At 55.7% G+C, this 24243-nt stretch carries 20 protein-coding genes; 5 read left to right on the forward strand and 15 right to left on the reverse strand.

Going from position 1 to position 24243, the window contains the following annotated elements; translation table 11 throughout:
• Positions 1-170: 170 nt before the first annotated feature.
• The 3 genes from mazG to rlmD form a co-directional block, all read right to left on the reverse strand.
• Positions 171-962, reverse strand: a complete 792-nt coding sequence (gene mazG / locus HA50_RS15550; RefSeq protein WP_084878556.1) for a nucleoside triphosphate pyrophosphohydrolase — start codon at positions 960-962, stop codon at positions 171-173.
• 88 nt (positions 963-1050) lie between these two features.
• Positions 1051-3285 carry a GTP diphosphokinase gene (gene relA, locus HA50_RS15555; protein ID WP_084876478.1) on the reverse strand — a complete coding sequence of 745 codons (2235 nt, stop codon included), beginning with the start codon at positions 3283-3285 and terminating at the stop codon, positions 1051-1053.
• A 32-nt stretch (positions 3286-3317) separates the two neighbouring features.
• Complete coding sequence (gene rlmD / locus HA50_RS15560) at positions 3318-4634, reverse strand: 23S rRNA (uracil(1939)-C(5))-methyltransferase RlmD (RefSeq protein ID WP_084876479.1); 1317 nt, start codon at positions 4632-4634, stop codon at positions 3318-3320.
• Positions 4635-4714: 80 nt separating this feature from the next.
• On the opposite strand from rlmD, the gene barA reads away from it, so the two are divergent.
• Positions 4715-7438: a two-component sensor histidine kinase BarA gene (gene barA, locus HA50_RS15565; protein WP_084876480.1), complete on the forward strand. Its 2724-nt coding sequence runs from the start codon at positions 4715-4717 to the stop codon at positions 7436-7438.
• Positions 7439-7534: 96 nt separating this feature from the next.
• On the opposite strand, the gene HA50_RS15570 is transcribed toward barA, so the two are convergent.
• The 6 genes from HA50_RS15570 to HA50_RS15595 form a co-directional block, all read right to left on the reverse strand.
• Positions 7535-8674, reverse strand: coding sequence for a glycerate kinase (locus HA50_RS15570; RefSeq protein WP_084876481.1), 1140 nt, complete (start codon positions 8672-8674; stop codon positions 7535-7537).
• Between the two features lie 86 nt (positions 8675-8760).
• The gene (gene garR, locus HA50_RS15575) at positions 8761-9645 is read right to left on the reverse strand and encodes a 2-hydroxy-3-oxopropionate reductase (protein WP_084876482.1); all 885 of its coding nucleotides are present in this window, start codon (positions 9643-9645) and stop codon (positions 8761-8763) included.
• A gap of 20 nt (positions 9646-9665) precedes the next feature.
• On the reverse strand, positions 9666-10436 hold the full coding sequence (gene garL, locus HA50_RS15580; protein WP_084876483.1) for a 2-dehydro-3-deoxyglucarate aldolase: 771 nt from the start codon (positions 10434-10436) through the stop codon (positions 9666-9668).
• A 25-nt stretch (positions 10437-10461) separates the two neighbouring features.
• A complete protein-coding gene (gene gudD / locus HA50_RS15585; RefSeq protein WP_084876484.1) occupies positions 10462-11793 on the reverse strand; it encodes a glucarate dehydratase in 1332 nt (443 codons plus the stop codon).
• Between the two features lie 10 nt (positions 11794-11803).
• Entirely contained in the window at positions 11804-13150 is a 1347-nt protein-coding gene (locus HA50_RS15590; RefSeq protein WP_084876485.1) for an enolase C-terminal domain-like protein, read from the reverse strand.
• 9 nt (positions 13151-13159) lie between these two features.
• Complete coding sequence (locus HA50_RS15595; RefSeq protein WP_084876486.1) at positions 13160-14506, reverse strand: MFS transporter; 1347 nt, start codon at positions 14504-14506, stop codon at positions 13160-13162.
• Positions 14507-15017: 511 nt separating this feature from the next.
• Between HA50_RS15595 and garD the strand changes: the two genes are divergently transcribed.
• Positions 15018-16577, forward strand: coding sequence for a galactarate dehydratase (garD, locus tag HA50_RS15600; RefSeq protein WP_084876487.1), 1560 nt, complete (start codon positions 15018-15020; stop codon positions 16575-16577).
• A gap of 43 nt (positions 16578-16620) precedes the next feature.
• On the opposite strand, the gene HA50_RS15605 is transcribed toward garD, so the two are convergent.
• From HA50_RS15605 to syd, 4 genes are all read right to left on the reverse strand, one after another.
• Positions 16621-17067, reverse strand: coding sequence for a flavodoxin (locus HA50_RS15605; RefSeq protein ID WP_084876488.1), 447 nt, complete (start codon positions 17065-17067; stop codon positions 16621-16623).
• 12 nt (positions 17068-17079) lie between these two features.
• A complete protein-coding gene (gene truC, locus HA50_RS15610) occupies positions 17080-17859 on the reverse strand; it encodes a tRNA pseudouridine(65) synthase TruC (protein ID WP_084876489.1) in 780 nt (259 codons plus the stop codon).
• A complete protein-coding gene (locus HA50_RS15615; protein WP_084876490.1) occupies positions 17859-18188 on the reverse strand; it encodes a YqcC family protein in 330 nt (109 codons plus the stop codon). Before HA50_RS15615 ends, truC begins: the two co-directional genes overlap by 1 nt.
• Positions 18189-18777: 589 nt before the next feature.
• Positions 18778-19326, reverse strand: coding sequence for a SecY-interacting protein (syd, locus tag HA50_RS15620; protein WP_084876491.1), 549 nt, complete (start codon positions 19324-19326; stop codon positions 18778-18780).
• A 62-nt stretch (positions 19327-19388) separates the two neighbouring features.
• On the opposite strand from syd, the gene queF reads away from it, so the two are divergent.
• The 3 genes from queF to xni all read left to right on the forward strand — a co-directional run bounded on the left by queF (position 19389) and on the right by xni (position 22591).
• Positions 19389-20234 carry an NADPH-dependent 7-cyano-7-deazaguanine reductase QueF gene (gene queF, locus HA50_RS15625; protein ID WP_084876492.1) on the forward strand — a complete coding sequence of 282 codons (846 nt, stop codon included), beginning with the start codon at positions 19389-19391 and terminating at the stop codon, positions 20232-20234.
• A 186-nt stretch (positions 20235-20420) separates the two neighbouring features.
• The gene (gene ppnN, locus HA50_RS15630) at positions 20421-21785 is read left to right on the forward strand and encodes a nucleotide 5'-monophosphate nucleosidase PpnN (RefSeq protein ID WP_084876493.1); all 1365 of its coding nucleotides are present in this window, start codon (positions 20421-20423) and stop codon (positions 21783-21785) included.
• Between the two features lie 35 nt (positions 21786-21820).
• Positions 21821-22591, forward strand: a complete 771-nt coding sequence (gene xni, locus HA50_RS15635) for a flap endonuclease Xni (RefSeq protein WP_084876494.1) — start codon at positions 21821-21823, stop codon at positions 22589-22591.
• A 134-nt stretch (positions 22592-22725) separates the two neighbouring features.
• Here xni and rlmM read toward each other — a convergent pair whose 3' ends face one another.
• Together rlmM and HA50_RS15650 are read right to left on the reverse strand one after the other, a co-directional pair.
• Complete coding sequence (rlmM, locus tag HA50_RS15645; protein ID WP_084876496.1) at positions 22726-23826, reverse strand: 23S rRNA (cytidine(2498)-2'-O)-methyltransferase RlmM; 1101 nt, start codon at positions 23824-23826, stop codon at positions 22726-22728.
• Positions 23819-24214 (reverse strand): DUF423 domain-containing protein, encoded by a 396-nt coding sequence (locus tag HA50_RS15650; protein WP_084876497.1) that lies wholly within the window; start codon positions 24212-24214, stop codon positions 23819-23821. The genes rlmM and HA50_RS15650 overlap by 8 nt, the downstream gene beginning before the upstream one ends.
• Positions 24215-24243: the final 29 nt, after the last annotated feature.

A 24243-nucleotide genomic window follows, 5' to 3' on the forward strand; every position in this document is an offset into this window, starting at 1 on the left:
TTGATCAATCACCACCCTCTCCTCCTGCGCAGTGCAGCGAATAACATAGCGGATAGCCAGGGTTGAAATGTTGACGCACGTCACAAAGTTACCGCTCAGCTGAATCGAGTAAGCTTAAGCGGTGATTTTATGCGCAGCGCTGGAATAATCAACAAATCGCCCGCGCTACGTTACTGCTTGTTCTCACTGACTTTAACCTGCTGCCAGGCTTCTTCCATCTGCTCAAGGGTGGCATCGCTCATCACCAGCCCCTGCGCGGCAATCAGCCCTTCCACCTGGCGAAAACGGCGTTCAAATTTGTCATTCGCCTTTTGCAACGCGACTTCGGCTTTGCTGCCGAGATGACGTGAAAGATTAACCGTGGCGAACAGTAAATCGCCGATTTCCTCTTCCAGCTTGTCGTGATCGATCACCGCCTGCTGCGCTTCGTGCATCACCTCATCAATTTCTTCATGCACTTTATCCAGCACCGGGCCGAGGCTATTCCAGTCGAAGCCGACATTGCTGCAACGTTTCTGGATTTTGTGTGCGCGCATTAACGCAGGCAACGCTTTGGGGATGTCATCCAGTGCCGAATGTTGCGCTTTTTCCGCCCGCTCATTTTGTTTGATGGCTTCCCAGTTTTTAATCACCTGCTGTGCATCATCGACCTGCGTATCGCCGAAGATATGCGGGTGGCGGCGTTCAAGTTTGTCGCTGATGCCGTTGCAGATGTCATCGAAGTTGAAACGCTGCTGCTCATTGGCCATCTGCGCGTAAAACACCACCTGGAACAGCAGGTCACCCAGCTCGCCGCGCAGATCGTCAAAATCTTCGCGCTGGATGGCATCAATCACTTCATACGTCTCTTCCAGCGTATAAGGGGCGATGGAGGCGAAAGTTTGCTGCCGATCCCACGGGCAACCGCGCTGTGGATCGCGCAGGGTTTGCATGATGGTGAGCAGACGTTGAAGGGCATTCATGGACGGGTCCTTTGGTAAAAAGGAGCGCATACATGCGCTCCTTACGAATGTAGGGTCGGTATTGATGCCGACCCGATAAAGATGGGGATCAATGCAAACGGCGTGCGTCGATAATATCGGGCACCTGATTCAGTCGGGCAAGCACGCGGCCCAGCACCTGCTGGTTGTAAATCTCGATATCCATATCGATGGTGGCCAGCTGTTTACGGGTATCGCTGCGGCTGGAGACACCGAGGACGTTGACCTTCTCATTCGCCAGGATGGTGGTGATATCGCGCAGCAGGCCGCTACGATCGTTAGCCGTCACACGTACCACCAGCGAATAACCGCTGGAGTAGCTCTCCCCCCACACTGCATCAACAATACGTTCCGGCGCATGGGAAATCAGCTCCGCCAGTTGGTCACAATCGGCGCGGTGAATCGAAATGCCGCGCCCCTGGGTGATAAAGCCGACGATATCGTCACCCGGAATCGGCTGGCAACAGCGGGCGATATGATGCAGCAGGTTGCCGACCCCTTCCACCACCACACGGCCACTCTCTTTGCGTGCCGACGATGGCGTGTGCGATTTTTGCGTCAGCTGACGCAGCGCTTCGCGGTCTTCCTCTTCGGCACTCGGTTTGTTGAGCTTGCTTTGCAGGAAGTTGACCATCTGGTTGAGGCGAATATCACCGCCGCCAATCGCCGCCAGCAGTTCATCCAGCGACGTGACGTTATAGCGCGGCAACAGCAGCTTCTCCGCCTCACGCAGGCTAATATCCAGCTGAGTCAGCTCGGTATCCAGAATCTGGCGACCGGCGATAATATTCTTGTCGCGATCCTGTTTACGGAACCAGTTATGGATCTTCGAACGACCACGGCTGGTGGTGATATAGCCGAGGTTCGGGTTCAGCCAGTCACGGCTCGGGTTCGGCTGTTTCTGGGTGATGACCTCAACCTGGTCGCCCATCTGCAACTGATAGGTGAACGGGACGATACGGCCACCAATTTTGGCCCCGATGCAGCGGTGACCAATATCGCTGTGGATATGGTAAGCAAAATCGAGCGGCGTTGAACCGGCGGGCAAATCGACCACGTCGCCCTTCGGGGTAAACACGTAAACCCGGTCGTCAAACACCTGGCTACGCACCTCTTCCAGCATTTCGCCAGAATCCGACATCTCTTCCTGCCAGGTGATCAGCTTACGCAGCCAGGCAATACGTTCTTCATGGCCTGCCGCACCACGCGCGTTGCTGCTGGTGGGGCCTTCTTTGTATTTCCAGTGCGCCGCCACGCCCAGCTCAGCGTCTTCATGCATCTGGCGGGTACGAATCTGGATTTCAACCGTTTTGCCCTGTGGCCCCAGCACCACGGTATGGATGGACTGATAACCGTTAGGTTTCGGGTTGGCAACGTAATCGTCGAACTCACTCGGCAGGTGGCGATACAGGGTATGCACCGTACCCAGCGCGCCATAGCAATCCTGCAAGCGTTCCGCCACGATGCGCACCGCACGCACATCGAACAACTCATCGAAGGCCAGCGATTTTTTCTGCATCTTGCGCCAGATGCTGTAGATATGCTTCGGGCGGCCATACACTTCGGCACGCACGCCCTCTTTCTGCATCTCTTTGCGCAGGTTATCGACGAAGTTTTCGATGTATTGTTCGCGATCGATACGCCGCTCATGCAGCAGCTTGGCGATACGTTTGTATTCATCCGGATGGAGATAGCGGAAGCAGTAATCTTCCAGTTCCCATTTGAGCTGGCCGATACCGAGACGGTTGGCGAGCGGCGCGTAGATGTTGGTGCTCTCTTTGGCCGCCAGCACGCGTTCGTCTTCAGGGGCATCCTTCATTTCACGCAGATGCGCGATACGTTCCGCCAGTTTGATGACTACGCAGCGGAAATCTTCCACCATCGCCAGCAACATGCGGCGCACGTTATCGACCTGCTCGGAAGCCATCGAATCGTTGTGGATCGCTTTCAGCTGACGAATCGCATCCATATCGCGCACGCCATGCACCAGCGAGACGATACCTTTACCGACGGTCTGCTCCAGCTCCTCTTCGCTGACCACATCCGCATTGGCGAGCGGGAAGATCAGCGCGGCGCGCAGGCTGTCGATATCCATACTGAGCATGGTGAGGATTTCTACCATCTCAATACCGCGCCACAGCAGCAGAGCCTGTTCAGGATGGTCGTGCGTTTCGGCTTCACAGTAGCGCCAGGTGTCAGCCAGGCGCTGACAGGATTGCGGGTTAGCAATACCTAAACTGGCAATCCACTGGTCGAGGGCAAATTCCCCCGCCGTATTCAAATGCGCACTTCTAACCGCAACCATATCCTCTCCTGCCACAGCGACATGAATGTCGCTTATGTTTTGCTGAACAGCACCATGGATTCGAGATGACTGGTATGAGGAAACATATCCAGCATCGCGACCCTTTCCAAATGGTAGCCTGCTGACAGTAATGTCTGACTGTCGCGGGCAAGTGTCGTTGGGTTACAGGAAACATAGACCACGCGTTCCGGCGCAAGTTTAACAATGTGCGACATCACAGCTGCCGCCCCGGCTCGCGCCGGATCCAGTAACACCTTATTAAATCCCTGCGCAGCCCATGCCTGGCGCGCAACATCTTCCTCCAGGTTGTGCTGGAAAAAGCGGACATTTTTCAGATTATTCAGGTCTGCATTATACGCTGCCTGCCGTACTAATGCTGCAACGCCCTCCACACCGACGGCATTTTCTACGAACTTTCCTACAGGAAGCGTAAAGTTACCCATACCACAAAACAGATCCAGCACCCGGTCATGCGGCTGTAAATCGAGCCAGTCGATGGCTTTCGCCACCATTTGCTGATTCACCGCATCATTAACCTGAATGAAATCCTGCGGGCTGAAGGTCAGCTTCAGGTTGAACGACTGATAATACGGCTCGCTGGTGCTCAGGGCCGTCAGATCATCGCTGCCATCGGCGAGAAACAGCATCAAATCATGTTCATGCGAAAAACGTTCCAGTTTTGCACGATCGGCAGCGGACAATGCATCAAGATGGCGCAGCACCATCATCGGGCCATTATCCGCCAGCACCAGCTCAACATGGCCCAGCCGCTTCACCGCATTTAATGTGCTCAGACAACAGTGCAACGGTGTCAGCAACGCTTCAAGGTCGGGCGCCAGAATGGGGCACTGAGTTAACTCCACCAGGTCGTTACTGGCGGCTTTGCGGAACCCCATCTGCAAACGTTGTTGCTTCGGCTGCCACTGCAATCCCAGGCGGGCACGGCGGCGATACCCCCATTCGGGGCCGCTGATGATCTCATCGACCGATACCGGCAAAGGCGCATCGCGGCTCAGCATGCGTCCCAGTGCTTTGGCTTTGCTCTGTTCCTGTAGCGCCACCGAGACGTGCTGCTGCTGACACCCGCCACAAACGCCGAAGTGCGGGCAGCGCGGCGTCACGCGTTCCGCACTGGGTTGGCTGATACGTGTCGCTTTCGCCCTGGCGAACTGACGTTTATCTTCCAGTACCGTGACTTCTGCCTGCTCACCCGGCAGCGCACCGCTGACAAACATCGCTTTACCATTATGGCGCGCCACACCTTGTCCAAAAGGATCAAGGTCTTCAATGGTGACGGTAATGCGTTGCTTTGTCGTCACCCGCTGTTTTGCGGAGTAAAATTGCGCCATAGTGTTGTAAATTCTCTATTCTGATTGGGTTGTGCAGTTTGCACAGGGATAAACTTGCCAGGAGCCGCCAGGCCTTAATTATGACCAAATACAGCCTGCGGGCGCGAATGATGATTTTGATACTGGCACCTACGCTGATGATCGGCCTGTTGCTCAGTACTTTTTTTGTGGTTCATCGTTATAACGAGTTACAGCATCAGGTGCGCGACGCGGGGGCGAATATTATCGAGCCGCTGGCGGTTTCCGCCGAATACGGCATGACCTGGCACAACCGCGATGCGATTCGCGAACTGGTCAGCCTGCTGCATCGGCGACATTCCGATATTGTCCGTGCGATTACGGTTTTCGACAACAACAATCACATCTACGTCACCTCGAATAACAATCAAAACCTCAGCCTGTTGCAGAAGGAGGATATCTCCACGCTGGAGGATGGGGTCTCGGTGGAACGCCGTGGCAATCTGATGGTGCTACGCACTCCTATCGTCGCGGAACGTTATTCGGTGGATGAATTGCCGGGAGAAGATGCCAAACCTGCCGGGAACCCGCTGGGTTATGTGGCGATTGAGCTGGATCTGCAATCGGTGCGCCTTGAGCAGTACAAAGAGGTGTTTGTTGCCACCCTGCTGCTGCTGTTTTGCCTGTGCATCGCGATGCTGTTTGCCTATCGTCTGATGCGCGACGTCACCGGCCCAATTCGTAATATGGTCACCACCGTTGACCGTATCCGCCGTGGCCAGCTCGACAGCCGCGTCGAAGGCTACATGTTGGGTGAACTGAGTATTCTGAAGAATGGTATCAACGCCATGGCCATGTCGCTGACCGCCTACCATGAAGAGATGCAGCAGAATATCGATCAGGCCACCTACGATCTGCGTGAAACGCTGGAACAGCTGGAGATTCAGAACGTAGAACTGGATCTGGCGAAGAAACGCGCCCAGGAGGCGGCACGCATCAAATCCGAGTTCCTCGCCAATATGTCGCACGAGCTGCGTACGCCGCTGAACGGGGTGATTGGCTTTACCCGCCAGATGCTGAAAACCGGTCTGAGCACCAACCAACGCGATTATATGAGCACCATCGAGCGCTCGGCCGCGAACCTGCTGAGCATCATTAATGACGTGCTCGACTTCTCCAAACTGGAAGCGGGAAAACTGGTGCTGGAATCCATCCCCTTCCCGCTGCGCGCCACGCTGGATGAAACCCTGGTGCTGCTGGCTCCCTCGGCACACGAGAAGGGGCTGGAAATCACCGTCTGCCTGGAAAAACAGGTGCCGGACAACGTGATTGGCGACCCGCTGCGCCTGCAACAGATTCTGATCAACCTGATCGGCAACGCCATCAAGTTTACCGAGCAGGGCCATATTGACCTGCGTGTTGAGCTACGCAACGCCAATGCCACCCGCGTTGCGCTGGAAATTCAGGTGCACGATACCGGCATTGGTATCTCCGGGGAGCAGCAGACGCAACTGTTCCAGGCGTTCCGCCAGGCCGATGCCAGCATTTCGCGCCGCCATGGCGGCACCGGACTGGGTCTGGTGATCACCCAGAAACTGGTGCACGAGATGGGGGGCGAAATTGCCTTCCATAGCCGCCAGGGTCAGGGGTCCACCTTTTGGGTGCATATTCAACTCGATCTCAATCCCAACGCCCCTTCCCTGCCGCGCGCGCTGGAGGATTTGCGCCCATCACAGTTAGCCTATGTGGAACCGCACCCGGCGGTGGCGAAAGCGGTGCTGGAGATGCTGAGCGGCACACCGTTGCAGGTCCATCACGTCGAAAGCCTTGAGGCACTGGGGAATGAGCACTTCCCGCTGCTGCTGATGGGTCTGCCGGTATCGGCTAAAACCACGCCCGTGATGCCCGATGAGATGATTAACCATTTGCTGACCCGCGCTGATTCGGTGCTGCTGGCGTTGCCCAGCGAAATGATGCTGCATGCTGACGAGCTGCGTAAACGTGGTATCGCGGGTTGCCTGACCAAACCGGTGTCACTGACCCGGTTGTTGCCGATGTTGCTCGATTTTCATAGCCGTCAGCGCGAAGCGGTGCCGCGTCGCAGCCGTCAGCCGCTGACGGTAATGGCGGTGGATGACAACCCGGCCAACCTGAAGCTGATCGGCGCGCTGCTTGAGGAGCAGGTTGAACACATTATTTTGTGCGATAACGCCGAGCAGGCCATCCGCCAGGCGCGTAGCCACGCGCTGGATGTGATTCTGATGGATATTCAGATGCCGGAGATTGACGGTATCCGCGCCAGTGAAATTATCCGCAGCCTGCCGCTGCACGCATCAACACCGATCGTGGCAGTCACCGCCCATGCGCTGGATGGTGAACGCGAGCAGTTGATCAATGCCGGTATGAACGATTATCTGGCGAAGCCAATCGATGAAGACAAGCTTAGCCAACTGCTGCGGCGTTATACCCCGCAAAGCGTGCCCGTTACCCCGGCTCCTGCGCTGGCCCCGTCGCTGGATTGGGCGCTGGCATTACGCCAGGCAGCGAACAAGGAAGACCTGGCGCGCGATTTGTTGCAGATGCTGCTGGATTTCCTGCCGGACGTGGCTAAACGCGTGGAAGGTTGCATGGAAAACAATGACGTGACCGGCCTGCGGGAAATTATTCACAAGTTACACGGCAGCGCCAGTTACAGCGGCGTACCGCGCCTGAAGGCGCTGTGCCAGCAACTGGAAAAGAGCCTGCATCAGGAGAGTGATATCGCCGCACTGGAACCGGAACTGCTGGAACTGAGCGACGAAATGGAGAATGTAGCCCGCGAGGCAAGGAAGTTACTGCAACACTAACAATTTTGTTCGGGCCGTAGCGGCGCGATTTATCGCGCAATCCTCTGCGCGATGCAGGAAAATTCCGCGCGATAAATCGCGCCGCTACGGGGATGTTTACAGACTTTTTCCTGCCTTAAGGGTGGCCGCCACATTACGTGCCGTCATGCGTACGTTTTGTGCGGCGTTTGCCAGCGCTTCCTCCAGCGTGCAGATACCAAACAGCACGCTAAACACCGCATCCAGCCCGTGTTCATGCACCACACCAACATCAGCCGTCAGGCTGCCCGCAATGCCAATCACCGGCTTGTTAAACTGTTTCGCCACCTGTGCGACACCGATGGGCACCTTACCGTTGATGGTCTGGCTGTCGATACGTCCTTCCCCGGTAATCACCAGGCTGGCATCCTGCACCTGTTCGGCTAAGCCCAGCGCTTCGGTGACGATTTCGATACCGCGCCGCAACTCGGCCTGGCAAAACGCATGCAGCGCTGCACCCATCCCTCCCGCCGCGCCGCCACCCGCGATATGCAGCACATCAATATCCAGATCACGATGGATTATGTCGGCATAGTGCGCCAGCGCCTGATCCAGTTGCTCAACCAGCTCCGGCGTCGCCCCCTTCTGCGGGCCAAAAATCGCCGAGGCACCTTTTTCGCCGGTCAGCGGGTTGGTGACATCACAGGCCACTTCAAAACGACACTGCCGGATACGCGCATCTAAATGATCGATTTCGATTCGCGCCAGCTGCGGCAACGCTCCCCCACCGTAGGCAATTTCGTGGCCCTGATTATCCAGCAGACGAGCGCCTAGCGCCTGCATCATGCCGGATCCACCGTCGTTGGTGGCGCTGCCGCCAATACCAATGATGATGTGACCCACCCCTCTGTCCAGCGCGTTTTTAATCAGTTCTCCGGTACCAAATGAGGTGGTGATCAGCGGGTCGCGGCGTGACGCAGGAACCAGCTCCAGGCCACTGGCGGCAGCCATCTCAATAAACGCGGTACGCGTGTCGCCAGATAAACCGTAGAACGCATCAACAGGCTCTCCCAGCGGTCCGGTGACCGTCAGCCTGACAATGCTTCCCTGCGTTGCCGCCACCATCGCTTCTACCGTGCCTTCTCCACCGTCGGCGACCGGTATTTTTACGTAGTCAGCTTCAGGGAAGATGTCGCGGAATCCCGCTTCAATCGCTGAAGCCACTTCCAGGGCGGATAAACTCTCTTTATATGAATCCGGTGCGATTACGATTTTCATAGGCAATCCGAGCGCGGTTGATGACGGAAATCCGTCCTGCTAAGGCAACCAGGCCGTCCGGTATCAGCTGATACCGGACGTGCGAGTTACCGGGTGATCTCAACTTTCGCTAATTTTTCATAATAGCAGGCCAGCGCGCTGTGGTCGGCCGTACCCAAACCATCGACTTTCAGCGCCTGCATCATCTCCATCACCGCAGCGGTGAGCGGCAGATGTGCACCAATACCATGCGAAGTATCCAGCGCATTAGCCAGATCCTTGATATGCAGATCGATACGGAAGCCGGGCTTGAAGTTACGATCCAGCACCATCGGCGCTTTGGCATCCAGCACCGTGCTGCCTGCCAGCCCGCCACGAATCGCCTGATACACCAGCTCCGGGTCCACGCCCGCTTTGGTTGCCAGCGACAACGCTTCAGACATCGCAGCAATATTCAGCGCCACAATCACCTGATTCGCCAGCTTGGTCACGTTGCCCGCGCCAATCTCACCGGTATGCACCACTGAACCCGCCATCGCTTTCATGATGTCGTAGCATTGGTCAAACACCGCTTTATCACCGCCCACCATCACTGACAACGTACCTTCAATGGCTTTCGGCTCGCCGCCGCTGACGGGCGCATCCAGCATTTTGATGCCTTTCTCTGCCAGCGCAGCGTGCACTTCACGGCTGGCCAGCGGCGCGATAGAACTCATGTCGATGACGATCAGGCCCGGTTTCGCACCATCGATGATGCCATTTTCGCCCAGGCACACTTCTTTCACCTGCGGCGAGTTCGGCACCATGGTGATCACCACATCAACCTGCTGCGCCACTTCTTTTGCCGTCTTCGCGCTGGTTGCGCCCAGCTCAATCAGTTCAGCTTCGCTGGTCGCGTTGTTGTCACGTACCACCAGCGAATAACCCGCTTTCAGCAGGTTTTTACTCATCGGTTTGCCCATGATGCCGAGGCCGATAAATCCAATTTTCATGACGTTTGCCCTTTAGTCAGTTACTTCTTAAATTTGTCGCACAGCGCCTGTGTGGCGTTGCGGAAAACACCCAGATCGCTGCCGACAGCAACAAAGCTGGCTCCCCATTCCAGATAACGACGCGCGTCGGCTTCAACCGGAGCCAGAATGCCGCTCGGTTTACCGGCTGCTTTGGCGCGCTCAAAAATGTATTTGATGACTTTCAGTACTTCCGGGTGGGCAGGCTGGCCGAGATAACCCAGCGCGGCTGAGAGATCGCCCGGGCCGACAAAGATGCCGTCCACGCCGTCAACGGCGGCGATGGCATCAATGTTGTCTACCGCTTGCTGGGATTCGATCTGCACCAGCACCGTGATGTTGTCGTTGATGGTGGCGTTATAGTCCGGCAGCGTGCCGTACATGTTGCTACGATGCGAAACCGAGACACCGCGAATACCGGCAGCCGGGTAGCGGGTTGAGGCCACGGCACGCGTCGCCTCTTCGGCGGTTTCCACGAACGGAATCAGGAAGTTGTAAAAACCAATATCCAGCAGGCGCTTGATGATGATCGGCTCGTTGCATGGCGGACGGACCACTGGCGCACTGTGGCTGCCCTTCAGCGCCATCAGTTGCGGAATGAAGGTGGTGATATCGTTCGGCGCGTGTTCACCGTCCAGTACCAGCCAGTCAAATCCTGCCAGGCCCAGCACTTCGGTGGTGATCGGGTTGGCCAGCGCGCACCAGCTACCAATCAGGGTTTCTCCTGCCAGCAAGCGGCGACGAAAAGCATTCGGCCAGGCTGTATTACTCATTATCTTGACTCCTGTAACGGAAAAATTAGCGCACCAGACATGGACGTTTGTTATCAAAGGTCCAGTTGGGCACAAGGAATTGCATCGCCTGGGCGTCATCACGCGCACCCAGACCGTGTTTCTGATACAGCGCATTGGCCTGCATCACCTGATCCATATCCAGCTCTACGCCGAGACCCGGTTTCTGCGGTACCTGCACCATGCCGCCTTTGATTTGCAACGGTTCTTTGGTCAGGCGCTGATTGCCTTCCTGCCAGATCCAGTGGGTATCGATGGCGGTAATCGCGCCCGGCGCAGCGGCGGCCACATGGGTGAACATCGCCAGTGATACGTCAAAGTGGTTGTTGGAGTGCGAACCCCAGGTCAGGCCGAAGTCATGGCACATCTGCGCCACGCGCACTGAACCCTGCATGGTCCAGAAATGCGGATCGGCCAGCGGGATATCGACGGATTGCAGCGACAGGGTATGCCCCATCTGACGCCAGTCGGTGGCGATCATATTAGTGGCGGTCGGCAGGCCAGTGGCGCGACGGAACTCCGCCATCACTTCGCGGCCTGAGTAGCCCTGTTCGGCACCGCACGGATCTTCTGCATAAGCCAGTATCCCGTTCAGCTGTTTACCCAGCAGAATCGCCTCATTGAGCGACCAGGCACCATTGGGGTCGAGCGTAATACGCGCCTGCGGGAAGCGTTTCGCCAGCGCGGTGACCGCCTCGGCCTCTTCACCGCCACGCAGCACGCCGCCTTTTAGTTTGAAATCATTGAAGCCGTATTTTTCATAGGCGGCCTCCGCCAGACGTACCACCGTATCCGGCGTTAACGCCTCTTCATGACGCAGGCGATACCAGTCACATTTATCGTTTTCCTGGCTCTGATACGGCAGCGAGGTTTTCCGGCGGTCGCCGATGTAGAACAGATAACCGAGCATTTCGACGCGGTCACGCTGTTGGCCTTCTCCCAGCAGCGACGCCACATTGACGCCGAGATGCTGGCCCAGCAGATCGAGCAGCGCCGCTTCGATGCCGGTCACCACATGGATGGTGGTGCGCAGGTCAAAAGTCTGGGAGCCACGCCCGCTGGAATCGCGGTCGGCAAAGGTGCTGCGCACCAGATTGAGAATGTTTTTGTATTCACCAATATTCTTCTGCATCACCAGCGCTGCTGCATCTTCCAGCGTCTGACGAATCTTTTCGCCGCCCGGAATCTCCCCAACCCCGGTATGGCCCGCATTGTCTTTGATGATGACGATATTACGGGTGAAGAAAGGCGCATGCGCACCGCTCAGGTTGAGCAGCATGCTGTCGTAACCGGCCACCGGGATGACCTGCATGGATGTGATTTTCGGTGTCTGACTCATTTCCTGCTCCTTATGCTTTGCTGCGACCGAAGGCCGGACGCTTACGGTCGAACGACCAACCGGGAACCAGATATTGCATCGCCGTGGCGTCATTACGCGCGCCTGCCGGCAGAGATTTGTACAAGGCGTTAGCCTGTTGCAGACGATCCCAGTCCAGCTCAATGCCGAGGCCGGGCTTATCCGGTACGGCGATTTTGCCGTTGCGGATTTGCAGCGGTTCTTTGGTCAGGCGCTGGTCGCCCTCCTGCCAGATCCAGTGGGTATCAATGGCAGTCGGTTTACCCGGTGCCGCTGCGCCCACATGGGTGAACATCGCCAGTGAAATATCGAAGTGGTTATTGGAGTGGCAACCCCAGGTCAGGCCCCAGTCGTCACATAATTGCGCCACGCGTACCGCGCCGCTCAGCGTCCAGAAATGCGGATCGGCCAGCGGGATATCGACGGAATTGAGCATCACCGCGTGGTTCATCTCACGCCAGTTGGTGGCGATCATATTGGTGGCGACCGGCAAACCGGTGGCGCGGCGGAACTCCGCCATCACTTCGCGACCGGAGTAGCCCTGCTCAGCACCACAGGGGTCTTCCGCATAGGTCAGCACATCGCCCATGCCTTTACACAGGGCAATCGCCTCATCAAGCAGCCAGGCTCCGTTAGGATCGACGGTGATACGCGCGTCCGGGAAACGTTTTTTCAATGCCGCCGCCGAGGCAATTTCCTGCTCGCCCGGCAGCACGCCGCCCTTCAGCTTGAAATCTTTAAAGCCGTATTTATCCTGCGCCGCTTCAGCCAGACGTACCACCGCTTCGGGGGTCAGCGCCTCCTGATGCCGCAGGTGATACCAGTCATGACTGGCCCCTGCGCCGCTCAGGTAAGGCAGATCGGTTTTACGCCGATCGCCGATATAAAACAGGTAACCCAGCACCGTCACTTCATCACGCTGCTGGCCGGGACCGAGCAATTCCGCCACCGGGACGCCGAGGCATTGCCCCAGCAAATCAAGCAGCGCGGCTTCCAGCGCGGCCACCGCATTGACGCGCAGTTCAAAGGTCCACGCGCCTTTGCCAAAGGTATCAAAATCAGCGGTCTGATTACCTTTGTGCACCTGCTGCACCAGCCGGTTCATACGTGCCACCTGCTGGCCTTTCACCTGCGGAATGGCCTCAACCAACGTCTGATAAATGGTTTCGCCGCCTGGCGCTTCACCGACGCCGGTATGCCCGGCGCTGTCCGTCAGCACCACGATGTTGCGGGTGAAACAGGCGCTGTGCGCGCCACCGATGTTAAGCAACATGCTGTCGTAACCGGCAACCGGAATCACCTGCATATCAGTAATCACCGGCGTACTTTGCGTATTCATGCTCTGTCCTTATGCCCGATGTTTCAGTTCGATACGTTTGATATCCCCGGTAATCACCAGGAAACTGAACGCGGCAACAAAGGCGTGGATACCGACATAAATCAGCGCCCATTCGAACGAACCGCTGGTGGCAATGATGTAGCCAATGGCAATCGGCGTCACAATCCCGGAGAAGTTACCGAACATGTTGAACAGACCGCCGCTCAGGCCACTGATCTCTTTCGGTGCGGTATCCGCCATCACCGCCCAGCCCAGTGCCCCGATGCCTTTACCAAAGAAGGCCAGCGCCATCACAAATACCACCACCCATTCGGTATCGACGTAGTTACACATCACCATGCTGATCGACATCAACATACCGACCACAATCGGTGTCTTACGGGCAATATTCAGGGAGCCGGTTTTGCGCATCAGGTAATCCGAGATTACCCCACCGAGTACGCCGCCGAGGAAACCACATATCGCCGGAATCGATGCGATAATCCCCGCTTTGAGAATTGACATGCCGCGCGCCTGCACCAGATAAACCGGGAACCAGGTAATAAAGAAGTAGGTCAGCGCGTTGACGCAGTACTGGCCGAGGTAGATACCCAGCATCATACGGGAGGTCAGTAGTTGTTTGATTTGATAGAACTTCTCGCTCCAGCTGACCTTATGCTCGGACTTTTTCGCGTCCATGTTGATCAGCGCACCGCCTTGCTCCATATATTCCAGCTCGGCTTTGTTCACGCCAGGATGATCGTTAGGATCGTGAATCACTTTCAGCCAGATAAAGCTGAGGATGATGCCCAGCCCACCCATGAACCAGAACACATGCGCCCAGCCCACTTCGGAGGTCAGCCAGCCCATAATCGGCGCGAAAATCACCGTGGCGAAGTATTGGGCGGAGTTAAAGATAGCCACCGCGGTGCCACGCTCCTGCGCCGGAAACCACGCCGCCACGATGCGGCTGTTGCCAGGGAAGGAAGGCGCTTCCGCCAGCCCCACCAGGAAACGCAGCATAAACAGCGAAGCGATAATGCCGAAGCCGCTGAACAGATCAACGAAGCCTTGCAGGAAGGTAAACAGCGACCAGGTAAAGATGCTCCAGAAATAAACGCGTTTCGAACCAAAGCGGTCGAGCAACCAGCCGCCAGGGATTTGGCCGATAACATAAGCCCATGAGAACGCGGAGAAGATATACCCCAGACCCACCGAGTCGAGGCCAATATCTTTGGACATAGCAGAACCGGCAATCGAGATGGTTGCACGGTCGCCGTAGTTGAATGAGGTGACGATAAATAACATCACCACAATCCAGTAACGGGCATTGGTGCGCTTTTGCACCGCTTCCGCTGTCTGGCTAAAACTATTCATGATGCACTCCTGAAATATAGCAGACGCTACATTCACTCTGACTGCATACACATCGCGTTGGGTATCAGAATGATGTTGGGTTAAACACGGCGATTTTTTTATAGGCAATACGATGATGCGTCGTGACTCATAACCTAACGTTGGATAACGAGAATCAGTATAGGAACAGCGGGATGGCGAAACACTGGAAGAAAGCCTGATGATTTAACGACATGTGGACATATTTTATGGCGTTTGCACATAACGCTGCGGCGTGGCTCACGGAACTGTCAAATTCCACCCCATGGCGGTTAATTAATGCACAGCTTAGTCATGCTTTGTGAGTCCCTTCACTTGTGTTTGGTTAAACGACTCAAATTGAGGCAATAAAATTGCTGAAAGCCAGTCAGTTGCACAATGTATCGCGCAATACCCCTGCATATACTAAGGCTGGCAAAAAAACGATGAAGTGACGGAAGCAATCAATGACACCGCGCTGCCACGCACAGCGCGATTGAACGGAAGGTGAGTAATGAACCGACCAGTGAGCGAGAAACCGCTTTATATCAAAGTACACGATAGCGACAACGTCGCCATTGTGGTCAATAACCAGGGGCTGCCGGCTGGCACCCGCTTTGCAGATGGCCTGCAACTGATTGAGCATGTGCCCCAGGGCCATAAAGTGGCGCTGGTGGCTATACCTGAGCAGGGCGAGATTGTGCGTTACGGTGAAGTCATCGGCTATGCCTTGCGCGCCATTGCCCAAGGCAGCTGGATCGACGAATCCCTGGTGGCGCTGCCGGAAGCGCCACCGCTTGCCAGCCTGCCGCTGGCAAACAATGTCCCGGCGAATTTACCCCCACTGGAAGGTTATACCTTCGAAGGTTATCGCAATGCCGATGGCAGCGTGGGGACGCGTAACTTACTTGGCATTACCACCAGCGTGCACTGCGTTGCCGGGGTGGTGGATTATGTGGTGCAGATTATCGAACGTGACCTGCTGCCCCGTTATCCCAATGTCGATGGTGTAGTGGCGCTCAACCACCTTTATGGCTGCGGCGTGGCGATTAACGCTCCGGCAGCCATGGTGCCGATTCGCACTATTCATAACCTGGCGCTGAACCCCAATTTTGGCGGTGAAGTGATGATCGTCAGCCTCGGTTGCGAGAAACTCCAGCCAGAACGTCTGCTGACCGGCACGCCCGATGTTCAGGCCATCTCACTGGATGACAACGATATTGTGCGTTTGCAGGATGAACGGCTGGTGGGCTTTGGCGCGATGGTGGATGAGATTTTGCAGGTTGCCGAACGCCATCTGAAGCGGCTTAATCAGCGCCAGCGCGAAACCTGCCCGGCATCGGAGCTGGTAATAGGTACGCAGTGTGGCGGCAGTGATGCGTTTTCCGGCGTCACCGCCAATCCATCAGTTGGGTTTGCTTCTGACCTGCTGGTGCGTTGTGGTGCGACAGTGATGTTTTCGGAAGTCACCGAAGTGCGCGATGCCATCCATCTGCTGACGCCACGCGTCGTCGATGAAGCGGTAGGTAAGCGACTGCTGGAAGAGATGGCCTGGTATGACAACTATCTGAGCATGGGACAAACCGACCGTAGCGCCAATCCTTCACCCGGTAACAAAAAAGGTGGGCTGGCCAATGTGGTGGAAAAAGCGCTGGGTTCGATTGCGAAATCCGGCCGCAGCCCGATTGTTGAGGTGTTGTCACCCGGTCAGCGTCCGACTAAACGCGGTTTGATCTATGCCGCGACGCCAGCCAGCGACTTTGTCTGTGGTACGCAGCAAATGGCCTCGGGCATTACCTTGCAGGTGTTCACCACCGGCCGCGGCACCCCTTATGGCCTGGCGGCGATTCCGGTCATCAAGATGGCGACGCGCAACGCACTGGCTGAGCGCTGGCATGACCTGATGGATATTAATGCGGGCACCATTGCTACCGGCGAGGAAAGTATTGAGCAGGTGGGCTGGCGACTGTTTGAATTGATTCTGGATATTGCCAGCGGACGCAAGCAAACATGGTCAGACCGCTGGGGGATCCGCAATCAGCTGGCGGTGTTTAATCCAGCCCCGGTGACGTGATGTAGCAAGCGCAAAAGGTCGCCAATATTGGCGACCTTTTTTATTACAGCAACTTACCCCAGTTTTCCACCCACGGCGTAGTGACGGATTCCGGCTCCGGGTCTTCTGTCGCATCCACCGTTAAGACGTCGCCGATGCGTTTGGCACTCTGCTCCTGCAACAGGGCATCAAAGGTCTTACCTGCACCGCAGAAGTTATCGTAGCTACTGTCACCCAGCGCAATCACGCCATAACGCAGCTCCGGCTGATAGCCGAGCTGATCTTTTACCGCGTGATACAACCCGGCGATGCTGTCAGGGAAATCACCCTGCCCGGTGGTCGAAGTGATGATCAGCACCACGTCCTGTTGGTAATCCTGCCACTGCGCCAGCGAGGGATCTTCAAAGACTTTGACCTCATGGCCCTGCGCCTGCAACACCGGCTCTGCTTCTTCCGCCACCAGCAACGCATTGCCGTATACCGTACCTACAAAAATGCCAATCTTTGCCATTGTGCTGCTCCTTTATTCTGTTGGCTTATCCTGGACTGCCTCGTCGGCAAACTCAACCCTGGGAACATCAGGCATCTGCTCCTGCCAGCCAAACTGCTGCAACATCTGCTGCCAGACCGTATCCAGCCCGGCGCGGATCACCAGCGGCTCACCCGTTACCGGATGATTAAGGCTGAGTGCGCTGGCATGCAGCATCAGACGATCCAGTCCAAAATGCGTTGCTGCGCCTCGATTCTGGCGCAAATCACCGTGGGTGGTGTCGCCAATGATGGGATGACGCAGGTGCGCCATATGGCGACGAAGCTGATGTTTACGTCCGGTGCGCGGCTGCATTTCCACCAGGCTATAGCGCGAGGTGGCGTAACGGCTAATCGCCACCGGCATCTCGACATGCGTCAGCAGCTGATAATCCGTCACGGCCGGTTGCGGCCCGCGTGGTTCTGTGGCGAATTTATCGGCAATTTTATCCAGTTCTTCCACCAGCGGATAATCCAGCGTACCGCTTTCGCTCAGCCAGCCTCGTAGCACCGCATGGTAGGTTTTGCGGATTTGGTGCTGCTCAAATTGCTGCGATAGCAACCGACCCACCTCACTCGACAGTCCCATCAGCAATACGCCGGAAGTGGGACGATCCAGCCGGTGGGCGGTAAAGACATGCTGACCAATCTGGTCGCGCACCGTCTGCATCACCACCACTTTTTCTTTGCGATCGAGCCAGCTGCGGTGCACCAGCCATCCCGCCGGTTTATTGACAGCCACCAGCCACTCATCCTGGTAAATAATTTCCAGCATCAGGCAGAAGGTCCCGTAAATAAGGCGTCGAGCTGACTTAGCGTCAGCAATAGCATGGGATGGCCCGGCGTGGTGGGAGGCAGCGCCATTTCAAAATAATGTGCGACAGCGAAGTTTTGCGGCAACGGTGCATCAGCCACAATTAATGCCTGCATACGGGGGATCAGTACCCATTGCAGCCACTCAAGCGGTGCCATCGTATCCAGACAGAAAGGTTGCGTGCTGTCAAAAGCTGCCACATCAGGGGATTGCGTCTGCCAGTGGTCGTGCTCGCGCATCACCGCTTCGACCTGCTGCAGCCGCTGCAAAATAAGTTGTTGCGACGACATGCGCCACCTCCAGAGAAAAATCGGGCGGCAAGCATATCACTTGTCGGGCCATGCTCAAAAAACGCATAAAAAAAGGGAGCACTGTGACTACAGTGCTCCCGGTTCGTTTGCAGCATTCCCGCCACCGCTGTGCTCCCTGCTCATCCATGACAACTTTTCCCGTGCTATCCATCGCTTGTCATCATGACATTGGTCCCTGGCATCCTGGCCCGCCACATCCCGCGTGGCTCTCATTCTCCATCCTGGAGGTGTCCCTTACTCAATCCTGAGTGTCCTGCTTCGTCCTGAAGCCTTCCTTGTGACGCAAACTCCGTTACGTTCCTGCCTTCCTGGCTGATGCTCTCCTGAACATCCCTTAATCCATGGCTTCCTGCCAGTGGTGACTATTCTGGCAGAAACTATCGCGTTAACAAGGTACTAAGGACCGTTACCTCAGCCCGTTATCTTTTTATTTTAGGACAGTTGCCATAAACTCATGATTCACAATATTTTTACAAGCCTGCCGTCAGGAAGTCTTCAGTAAAATTTGCCGATCTCTCACACGCCATGTAAGAGATCTCTCACAAAATGGCAGGTCGAAGTCTGCAAATCAGTCGCTAACCGGTTGTAATTCATTAAGAAACATCTGAATTTCAGGGGACAGTATCTGCCGTTTTTTACTGCCAGGATGCTCCAGAATAACTTCACCGGTAAGATTACACAGTGAAATGACATCCTGCTCAGAATCGGTGGTGGCGATAAATAATGTCGGACTTTGCTTCAGGCGACGTTTCATCACCAGATGACCAATTAAATTCTCCTGCAGCCGTGTGAAATCCTCTTCACTCCACACCTGTAACAAGGTAATGGATTGCTGCTGAAAACGCGCAGTCATATCACCGGCAAACTGCGTGGTGTAAAAAGCGGTAATCGCAGGCTGAAGTTCGATATCCAGCGCGCGCTCAACGGCGGCAAGTGTAGCCGGTAAGGTAAACGGCTGTGGTTGCCACAATACCCGATCATCCAGCGTGGTCTGGATGCAGGGGGATGGAACACCCAACAATTCGCTGCTCGCAGGTAAATGTCCGGTGTTCTGACGCCATTGCGCACAATAACGGTCGGTAAAATCGCGCAAAGCATCCGCGGTTTGCTGCATCATTCATCTTCTCGCTTCTGATAGGTTACACTTAACCCCTTTGATGGATTTTAGTGGTAACCGTTATGTCTACTGAACAACAGGATCAGGTATTAAGTGGCCTGACCTTGGGTAAACCCACAGCGTATGTCGATCATTACGACAATTCACTGCTGCAGGCGGTGCCGCGCAGCCTGAATCGCGAGCCGCTGGGGCTGTTTCCCGATAATCTGCCGTTTCACGGTGCAGATATCTGGACGCTGTACGAACTTTCCTGGCTTAACAGCAAAGGTGTACCGCAGGTGGCGGTGGGTGAGGTGGTCCTCAACGCCGCGAGCCGCAACCTTATCGAATCAAAGAGCTTTAAACTCTATCTTAACAGTTTTAATCAGACGGTTTTTGCCGACTGGGGTGACGTCCGCCAAACACTGGAGCGCGATCTCAGCGCCTGTGCCGAAGGCGAGGTGAGCGTAGCGTTGTTCCGCATCAGTGAAATCGAAGGTCAGCCCATCGGCCATTTTAACGGTGAGGTCATCGACGAACAGGATATTGAAATCCGCGATTACGCGTTTAATGCTGAATACCTTGCCCAGGCCGCAGGCAACGACATCATCGAAGAAACGCTGGTCAGCCATGTTCTGAAATCGAACTGCCTGATCACCCATCAACCCGACTGGGGTTCGGTGATGATTCGCTATAAAGGGCCACGCATCGATCGTGAGGCCCTGCTGCGCTATCTGGTTTCGTTCCGCCAGCACAACGAGTTTCACGAGCAGTGTGTCGAGCGTATTTTCAATGATATTCAACGCTTTTGCCAGCCAGAAGCCTTAACCGTCTACGCGCGCTACACACGCCGCGGGGGTCTGGATATCAATCCGTGGCGCAGCAACGTTCCCTTCTCCCCGGGCTATTCCCGTCTGGTACGCCAGTAACAGATTGCGAGACGCCTCGCAGGCCGCAGCACGGATGCGCGGTTCCACTTGAGCATTCACCGCGGACAAGGCTACTCTGTCGAAGGCGCGGGCAATAAAGCATACGCGACCAGGGATAATCGTCACTGTGCCCAGCGAGTCAGGCATAGCGTCATCAGTCACGCACTTGCGTGTAAAGGAGTTCTCTTGATTACTCATATTAGCCCTCTTGGCTCCATGGATCTGCTTTCCCAGCTGGAAGTCGATATGCTGAAGCGCACCGCCAGCAGCGACCTGTACCAGCTGTTTCGCAACTGTTCACTCGCGGTGCTCAATTCTGGTAGTCAGACCGACAGTAGTCATGAACTGCTTTCCCGCTTCGAAAGCTTTGATATCAACGTATTGCGCCGCGAGCGTGGCGTTAAACTCGAACTGATCAACCCACCCGAAGACGCATTTGTCGATGGTCGAATCATCCGCTCATTACAGGCCAACCTGTTTGCCGTATTGCGCGACATCCTGTTTGTAAACGGGCAACTTTCTGCGGCAGAGCGTTTCCAGAACCTGGATGCAGACGATTCAGCCCACATCACCAACCTGGTCTTTTCTATCCTGCGCAACGCCCGCGCGCTGCATGTGGGTGAATACCCGAATACTGTGGTGTGCTGGGGTGGTCACTCCATTAACGCGGTGGAATACCAGTATTGCCGTAACGTGGGGACGCAACTGGGTTTGCGTGAGCTGAACATCTGTACCGGCTGTGGACCGGGCGTAATGGAAGCGCCGATGAAGGGTGCCGCCGTCGGCCATGCCCAACAGCGCTACCGTGACAGCCGTTTTATTGGCCTGACCGAACCGTCGATCATTGCCGCTGAACCACCGAATCCGCTGGTCAATGAACTGATCATCATGCCGGATATCGAAAAACGCCTCGAAGCTTTTGTGCGTATCGCACACGGCATCGTGATTTTCCCGGGTGGTGTCGGTACCGCAGAAGAGTTGTTGTATCTGCTGGGCATTCTGATGAATCCGCAAAACAACGATCAGGTGCTGCCGCTGATCCTGACCGGTCCGCAGGAAAGCGCCGATTATTTCCGCGTTCTGGATGATTTTATTGTCAGCACGCTGGGCGAGACCGCGCGTAAACATTACAAAATCATCATTGATGATGCCGCCGAAGTGGCGCGTCTGATGAAAAAAGCCATGCCGCAGGTGAAGGAGTATCGTCGTGAAACCGGCGATGCTTATAGCTTTAACTGGTCCATTCGTATCGTGCCGGACCTGCAACTGCCGTTCCTGCCAACCCACGAAAACATGGCTAACCTGAATCTGTATACCAACCAACCCGCAGAAAAACTGGCAGCGGACCTGCGTCGGGCTTTCTCGGGTATTGTCGCCGGTAACGTGAAAGAAGTGGGCATTCGCGAAATCCGCGAAAAAGGGCCGTATAAACTGCACGGCGATCCGGACATCATGCATCGTATGGATGAACTGCTGCAGGGCTTCGTCGCCCAGCACCGCATGAAGCTGCCGGGCACCGCTTACATCCCCTGCTACGAAATCATCAAATAACTCAGGAAGGCAGCCTGCGGGCTGCCGCTATCATCATGTCTTTACACCTTCTTATTGTTGATGCCCTGAATCTGATCCGTCGTTTGCATGCTGTTCAGGGTTCGCCATGCCGCGATGCCTGCGTGGCTGCGTTACATCAGTTACTGGGCCATACCCAGCCTACCCACGTCGTGGCGGTGTTTGACAGTGCGGAGCGTCAGCCTGGCTGGCGTCATACGTTGCTTCCGGACTATAAAGCCGGTCGCCCGCCGATGCCGGAAGATTTACAGCGAGAAATGCCCGCTATTCAGCAGGCATTTCAGGCGGCGGGCGTCAGTTGCTGGATTGCCGATCAGGATGAAGCTGATGATCTGGCCGCCACACTGGCGGTGAAGATGGCGGACGCGGGGCATCAGGCCACCATCGTCTCGACTGACAAAGGTTATTGCCAGCTACTGGCCCCCAACATCCGTATCCGTGATTACTTCCAGAAACGCTGGCTGGATGTGCCTTTTATTGAACAGGAATTTGGCGTAGCGCCTGCGCAATTGGTGGATTACTGGGGTTTGTGCGGTATCAGCAGCAGCAAAATTCCAGGCGTAGCGGGAATCGGACCAAAGAGCGCACGCGAATTGCTGTTGCAGTTTGGCTCGCTGGAAGCGATTTATCAGCAGTGGGATCAGGTGCCGTCGAAGTGGCAGGGAAAATTGCAGGCACACCGTGAAATGGCAGAGATTTGCCGCCAGGTCGCCACCCTGAAGCGCGACCTCATTTTGCAAGGCAATCTGAACACCCTGCGTTATCAGGCGCAATCCTGCAAAGGATGAAGAAACACATCCTCCAAAATAATTTGCGCTGCAGGAAGGCGGCAAGTGTGCGAATCCCCAGGAGCTTACACAAGTAAGTGACTGGGGTGAGCACGCGCAGCCAACGCACCTGCAGTGCAAAGTATGAAGGAGGATTAGCGTTCGTCGCGACGTCCACCTGCCGCCGCCCAAATCCGGCGCACATGTACCGTGACTTCTTCACGATCGTGATACAGCTGGCGCGCCTGAATCTGGGCGTTGATGCCTTGTTCTTTCAGGGTGGCATCAATCATCGCCAGATTCTGCGTCACTTCCTCATAGCGTTTTTTCATCGGCAGCTTGAGGTTAAAAATGGCTTCACGGCACCAGCCATTGACCAGCCACTCGCTCATCAGGCTGGCAACGCGCACCGGTTTTTCCACCATATCGCACACCAGCCAGCTGATGTTGGTACGCGGCGGGCGGAAGCGGAAGCCATCTTCACGGCAGTGCGTCACCTGTCCGGTATCCATCAGGCTGGGCGCCATCGGGCCGTTATCCACCGCGTAGACCATCATGCTGCGCTGGACCAGCTGATAGGTCCATCCGCCTGGACAAGCTCCCAGGTCCACCGCCCACATGCCGCTGGCCAGACGTTCATCCCATTCGTCTGCCGGGATAAAGACGTGAAACGCCTCTTCCAGTTTCAGAGTGGAGCGGCTGGGCGCATCTGACGGGAACTTAAGACGCGGTATACCCATATAAAATGGGGAGTTATTTTGCGGTAATGAATAGCCAACATAGCAGGTGCCCGGCGCAATAAAGAACACATGGACCACCGGACGTTTCGGGCTTTCATAATTGAGCAAAATACGATTTTCACGCAGGCTGGCACGCAGCGGTACGGTGAATTTGCGGCAGAATTTGGTCAGCTCTTTCGCTTCGTTGGTGTCCGGTACTTCCACCCGCAGCTCACCGCCCTTTTCTACTACGCCCATCAACATCCCGACAATCGGGGAAATACGATCATCCGGAGGCAGGTCACGCAGCAGTTCACCGACCACCACCATTTGACGGGCAAAAATCAGTTCCGCAAAAGGCAGCTGACTGATCAGTTTTTCCGCATCTTCCTGCTGATAGCACTCAAACAACACGTAACCCGCATCGTCTTTTACCCGCGGGAAACCATAGATTTCGCGCTCCGCAGCCTTAGCACTGATTTCTGCCGCACACTCTTTCTCAAAACCGGGACGGCAATAGAGTAAAACTTTATTCATGGCGTTCTGCCTTTCGTTTCAGACGCAGTGCGCCAATCAACATCAAAAACCAACCAATCAGAAAGCCGAGGCCACCAATTGGCGTTATAAATACCCAAAACTTCAGGTGCGACAGCGCCAGACAATAGAGGCTGCCGCTGAATAAAACGGTACCGAGCGCCAGTGCGGCGCTGCTCCAGTAAAACCAGATATTGGCACGACGCAGCATCGCCGAGGCCAGACCAATAATCGCCAGCGTATGATACGCCTGATACTCAAGGCCGGTATGAATCCACGCCATCTCGGCCGGGCCGAGGGATTTGCTCAACACATGGGCGCCAAAAGCACCAAAGGCCACCAGCGTGAAGCCGCTGATGGCTGCAAAAATAAACATGGCACGACTGGACATCTAACAATCCTCAGAGTGTATACGCACGT

Origin of the sequence: Pantoea cypripedii, from assembly GCF_002095535.1 — a bacterium.
In the GTDB taxonomy this organism is placed as follows: domain Bacteria; phylum Pseudomonadota; class Gammaproteobacteria; order Enterobacterales; family Enterobacteriaceae; genus Pantoea; species Pantoea cypripedii.